Origin of the sequence: Streptosporangium jomthongense (genome assembly GCF_042650425.1) — a bacterium.
GTDB lineage: Bacteria > Actinomycetota > Actinomycetes > Streptosporangiales > Streptosporangiaceae > Streptosporangium.
The window spans coordinates 1-5,378 of sequence record NZ_JBHSBC010000060.1 but is presented as its reverse complement, the minus strand read 5'-3'; the positions used below and the strand labels follow the sequence as shown (position 1 = coordinate 5,378).

The window sequence follows — 5,378 nt, the reverse complement described above, 5'->3', positions numbered from 1 at the left end:
TGCGGGCCTTTCGCCGTATTACGGCGAAAAGTCCATTTCTGATGAAAAAAACCGAAAAGGAGTTCGATGGGCACGACCCCCTCTACCCCTCCGGAGCCGGAGGAGGCGCCGGCCCCTGCGCGGGAGCGTCTGCCTGAGCCGGAGGTCCTCTCCTGGCTCGGGGAGATCGCGCGGACGGTCCGGGAGTGCGTCGACAGCACACCCCGGACCATCCGCTTGTGCGTCGTCATCGCGGTTGCCGCCGCGTGCCTGGCCTTCTTCAGATAGCCGCTGCTGACGGTCCAGGCGTGACGCACAGGTAACACCAGAGCCCCAGGCTAGGCCGCCTTCCGGTGTCAGATGCCCGCTTTACGAGATCGCGGACGCCCTGACACCAAAGAAGGAGGTTTGGCCTGGGGTTTCTCATGTCGTGCGTGCCGACCACTCTTCCCCCTTGAGTCACGGCTCAACCCTCCGGGCGAGAACGCCATGCAAAAGCGTGTACAGCTCTCCATTGACGTCGTCAAGGCTCCTTGACATCATTAACGTCAAGGAGCCTTGACGCATACGGAGGTGTTTATGGCGTGGATGTCCGTCGACCACCCCGGCCATGAGGGGTGGGACGCGCCGGTCCTGCCCGGCGGCTGGTACGGCGTGGGTGCGAAGGACGGCCGTGCCCTGGCACGCCGCTTCGCCGACGCCCCCGGCCCATTGCAAGAGGACGGGGAGGCATCCGTCCAAGACGGTCGCCACGTCGTTGGCTGGCAGGCCATGTGCGAGTGCGGCTGGCGCGGCCCTCGATGGACCCGCGTTGACCAGGTCCAGGACGCCGACGAGCAGAGCCGACTGGTCCACGTTCCGGACCTCGACTCCTACGGTGACGCCCCTGACCACATTGTCCAGGCCATCTACGACGAGTGGCAGGAACATCTGGAACCGCCCCTGCTGCTCGCTGTCCGGGATGCCTCGCAGGAAGCCGCAGCGGCCCAGGACCGGCTGGCCGCAGCCGTCGCCGCAGCACGGGCCGAACACAGCTGGGCCGACATCGGCGCCGTCATCGGCATCAGCCGCCAAGCAGCGCACGAACGGTGGTCGAAGATCACCGGCTGACCGTTCCCGGCACCCGCCGGGAACGTCCCCCGATCAGCAAGGAGCAGAGCAGACATGTGGAGCAGCGTGATAGCGGTGCTGGGCACTCTGGCCGGGGTGCTCGTGACCGGCGGCCTGGCGCACTGGGCGGCGCGAGCGGCCCGGCGGGAAGCCCGCCAGGACCAGGCCGGTCAGGCACGCCTGGAGGCGGTCGTGGCGTTGGCGCACGCCTTATCCGATCACCGGCTGGCCAGCTGGAAAGCCTGGCAGGCCGCCCTGACCGGAGCCGACGAGGACTGGGTACGGGAGTTGCGTGAGGCCGCGCACGGCACGCGCAGCGCGGTGACGGACCCCGCCGTGAGGGTCCGGCTGCTGTACCCGGACGCGCCGCAGGTCCGTGAAGCTGCCACGGCGGCCGCCACCGCGACCTACGCCCTACGAACCGCCGCCACGGTGGAGGAACTGCAGGAGCTGCGGGCCGCCGCGGTGGCCGCGACCGACCGCCTGGTGGACGTGGCGGGCGCTCACCTCGCCGCAGTCACCGGCGAGAAGCGTCCGAAGAAGCAAGTCACGGGGCCGACGCCTCTCTCCGCGGTCCAGTGATCGGTGTCTGCGGCCAAGGAGGAAGGTGTCATGGCGCTCCGTGAGACCAGGGCCTGCCCGGTCGTGATCCGGCTCTCGACGCCTACTGCTCGCCGTGGGCTGACCGAGCTGACCGTTACCCCGGGGCTGGTCGACGACCACGCCCGCGAACTCTTCCTCTTCGCGCAGTGCCAGATGCTCGCGCTGGCCATCCACGAGCGCACCGGCTGGCCCCTGTGGGTCGCCGAACAGCAGCTGCCGACCGGAGCGTGGTCATGGGCCCACGTGGGCGTGCAGACTCCTGACGGGCGGTGGCTGGACATCGAGGGCCCCCGCGACAGTCAGCAGGTCCTCTCCTGGCTGGGCCGATGGGGGCTGGCGGTGCGTCGGCGCCTGCTCGGTCTGGCTGACTGGCACGTGCTGCTGGGCCGTCCAGCCGACACCCCCGCCACCTGGTGGCGAACCCAGATTCTCACGCCCGAGAGCGTCGCCCTGGTGGAGACTTTCGCCGAGATGCTCACGGAGATCTCCTTCGCCAGGCCCGCCGTCGACGCCGTTCGTCAGACCCTCGCGGCCGTCGACGGCACCCCTACCGACCCGACCACCCCTGACTCTCTGAGGAGACCGTCATGACGTTGCCGAAGATCCCCCTCGACGACCCGCGCGTTGTGGCCCTGGCCAAGGCCCGCCAGCAGTTCGCTCACGAGTGTTCCTTCCTGCCGACGTGGGAGGAGCTGACCGACGAGGACCGGGAGAACGCACTGCCCGTCGCCCGTAACTACCTGGAATCGGCGATCCGGGCCGGGCTCCTGCCCGCCGTGGAGCTCATCGACAGCGGATGGCGCGCGGACCTGAGCAACATCAACCGGGAGATCGAGCGGCAGGCCACCGCCATGGCCACCGCGGCCGTCGACCTCCCGCTGCTGATCTACCGGTTCCGCTCGGTCCCGGTCGGCGGGATGAGCGTCAAGACGGTGGTGGACAAGCTGGCCGAGACCGTCGAGCACGTCGGCGAGTTCGCCCGCGAGTTCGGTGAGCAGAACTGGGTCGACATGAACAGGGAGGAGGCCGCGGCCTGGCGTAAGGTCCTCGCCGACCTGGAGTCCGCGGCCGAGACCTTCCGCCGCACCGTGAACCTCTAAGGACATCAGGATGAGTGATCCGGCTGAGGGCAGGACCGGTCGGCCCGAGATCGACGACCTCCTCGACCTCGCCGACGCCGAGGAGCGGGCCCTGACCGAGACGTCGGCGGTCAATCAGGCCGAGAACGTCGTCGCCGCATCCCGGCAGGACGACCTGGCCGCCGAGCACAAGGCGCTGCACGAACGGTGCCGTCAGACCGAGGAGGAGCTGCAGGCGGCCAAGGACTCCGGGGACGCCGACCGGATCGCCGCGGCGCGCGCCGCCCGCGAGGAGGCCAACGCCGAGTTCGCCAGGCGCTCACCCGTCCTGATCGCGGAAGCCCAGCAGTTGCTGGGCGCGCGCCTGGAGCGCAGCGGGGAGTTCCTCGACCAGATGGGTACGGTGTGGCGGAGCCAGGCCAGGGCGCATGACGCCTTGGCCGGGCGTCGTGCGCCTGAGGCCGAAGACCCTCGGCGGTGACTGGCAGGCCGTTCGGCAGGGTGCGCGCTCTGCATTGTTGAGCGTGGGCGTGACCCGTTGTCGGCTTCCGGCGGGTCACGCCGGTTAGTGTCGGCGGGTGCCGCTCCCTGCCTCGTGGATCTCACAGAATGCTAATTATGTGAGATCTCTATGAGATCATGGACGGCGTGACCGAGCTCCTCCCCTACGCCGTCCTGCACCCTGCCCCGACCATGCCCGTTCACGTCACCTCCCCCGGGGCGGTCACGATCCCGGCGCCGATGGTGGGCACCGTGGGCGAGATCGCGGGCCTGTCCCCGCGCCGGGCCCGCGGTGACGGCGGCGAGGTGCCCGCCGCCGACGTCGACGACATCGACGCGCTGGCCGACCCGGCCTGGTCGACGGTGGCCGCCTGGCTGAAGGCGGCCAAGGCCGTCACCACGCGCCGCACCCGCCTGGCCGACACCGCGGCGTTCCTGCGCTGGCTGGCCGTTGAGGCGCCCGGCGTCGGCCTGCTGACGGCGACCGAGGACCACCTGACGCACTACCGCGACACCATCGCCACCGGACGGGCTCGCGCCGGACTGCGCCGCCCCGGAACCCCGTTGTCTGCGGCCACGGTCGCCCGTCGGGTGTCGAGCCTGTCGAGCCTGTACGGATACGCGGTCCGCCGCCGCGTCATCGCCGCCAACCCGGCCGACCCGGTGGAACGCCCCGAGGTCTCCACCGTCGGCACCACCCCGGCCCGCACCGTCGAGGAAGCCGCCGCCCTGCTGGACGGCGCCGAGACCATCGCCGCGCGGCATCCGGCCGACGCCGCCGCTGTGGCGTTGCTCGGCGTGTGCGCGGTGCGCGTCGGCGAGCTGGTCTCCCTCACCGTCGGCTCGGTCACCGTCGACGCCGGTCACACGGTGATCCTGTTTCGCCGCAAAGGCGGCAAGACCGACCGCATCCCCGTCCCGCCCCGGGTACGCGCCCTGTTGGAGCCGCTCCTGGCGGGCCGCGCCCCGGCCGAGCCGCTCCTGGCCCGCGCCGACGGCCGCCCCTTCGACCGCTGGCGCACCACCACCGCGCTGCGCCGCGCCGCCACCGCCGCCGGCGTCGACCCCACCAAGCTCACCCCGCACACCGCCCGCGCCACCGCCGCCACCACCGCCCTGGACGCCGGCGTCCCGCTGTCCGACGTCCAGGAACTGCTCGGGCACGCCTCCCCGGTCACCACCAAGCGCTACGACCGCGGACGACGCAAACTCGACGCCCACGCCGCCTACCGAATGGCCGCCCTGCTGGCCGGCGGATCCCAGCGCTGACGAGAAAGGACCGATCACGCCGTGGCGTGGAAACTCATCAGCAGCGTGCCCAACCCCTGGGGCAAGATACCGATGTCCGCAGGCGGCAGAAGCCGCGTCCCACAGGTCAAGGCCTACATGGCACGGGTCGAGGAGGCGGCGAAGCGGCGAGACTGCGTTTCCCGCCGACACCACTACGTGCCCCAGTCCTACCTGAGGGCCTGGAGCCCGGACCGCAAACGAGTCCGGGTCCTAGACACCAAGAACGGAATCGACAAGCTGCGCGGCCTACGGGACACCTGCGTCGAGGAGAACTTCTACCGGGTCACCGACCCGGGCAACCAGCAGCCGCACAACCAGGTTGAAGCAATGCTCGGCGTCATCGACGACGAGACGGCGACCCTGCTGGAGAAACTGCGCCACTGGGCACCGGGCGACGACCTGTCGTTCGACGACTTCATGTCCCTGGCCGTCGTGATGGGCATCCAGCGCAACCGGACCCCGCAGAGCAGACGCCACATCGCCAGCATGAGCGAATGGATGACCCGGCGGGCCGGTCAGCCCGTCCAGAAATTCACCACGGATTACTACGTCGACCTGCTTTTCCGTGGGCTCTACGAGGCCGCCGATGAGATCTCCAGGCGCCAGCTGGAGCTGTGGGATGACCCCAAGGGGGTACGGCCGGAGTACGCCGGAAACACACCGCGTGGTCCAGGCGTCTGATTCGGCTCAGCGCTTGCGTCGCCGAGCCGCTGGGTCGTGTTCGGCGGTGATGCGGGCGGAGGTCTCCTCGCCGAGGCGGACGTAGCGGCCGAGGCTGGCCAGGTGCTGGTGGCGGGACTTGGCCTGCAGTTCGGG

7 protein-coding genes are annotated in these 5,378 nt (G+C 70.3%); all 7 read left to right on the top strand.

All coding sequences use genetic code 11. From position 1 onward, the window contains the following. The first annotated feature begins 567 nt into the window (after positions 1 to 567). The 7 genes from ACFOYY_RS41350 (at position 568) to ACFOYY_RS41320 (ending at position 5,243) form a co-directional block, all read left to right on the top strand. Complete coding sequence (locus ACFOYY_RS41350) at positions 568 to 1,089, top strand: hypothetical protein (protein ID WP_386196994.1); 522 nt, start codon at positions 568 to 570, stop codon at positions 1,087 to 1,089. Positions 1,090 to 1,143: 54 nt separating this feature from the next. Further along, a complete protein-coding gene (locus ACFOYY_RS41345) occupies positions 1,144 to 1,671 on the top strand; it encodes a protein kilB (RefSeq protein WP_386196993.1) in 528 nt (175 codons plus the stop codon). Between the two features lie 30 nt (positions 1,672 to 1,701). Continuing rightward, positions 1,702 to 2,283: a hypothetical protein gene (locus ACFOYY_RS41340; protein WP_386196991.1), complete on the top strand. Its 582-nt coding sequence runs from the start codon at positions 1,702 to 1,704 to the stop codon at positions 2,281 to 2,283. Continuing rightward, positions 2,280 to 2,792 (top strand): hypothetical protein, encoded by a 513-nt coding sequence (locus ACFOYY_RS41335; RefSeq protein ID WP_386196989.1) that lies wholly within the window; start codon positions 2,280 to 2,282, stop codon positions 2,790 to 2,792. The genes ACFOYY_RS41340 and ACFOYY_RS41335 overlap by 4 nt, the downstream gene beginning before the upstream one ends. A 10-nt stretch (positions 2,793 to 2,802) precedes the next feature. Next, on the top strand, positions 2,803 to 3,252 hold the full coding sequence (locus ACFOYY_RS41330; RefSeq protein ID WP_386196988.1) for a hypothetical protein: 450 nt from the start codon (positions 2,803 to 2,805) through the stop codon (positions 3,250 to 3,252). Positions 3,253 to 3,419: 167 nt separating this feature from the next. Beyond that, a complete protein-coding gene (locus tag ACFOYY_RS41325) occupies positions 3,420 to 4,541 on the top strand; it encodes a tyrosine-type recombinase/integrase (protein ID WP_386196987.1) in 1,122 nt (373 codons plus the stop codon). Positions 4,542 to 4,562: 21 nt separating this feature from the next. Further along, a complete protein-coding gene (locus tag ACFOYY_RS41320; RefSeq protein ID WP_386196985.1) occupies positions 4,563 to 5,243 on the top strand; it encodes a DUF4238 domain-containing protein in 681 nt (226 codons plus the stop codon). Positions 5,244 to 5,378 lie beyond the last annotated feature (135 nt).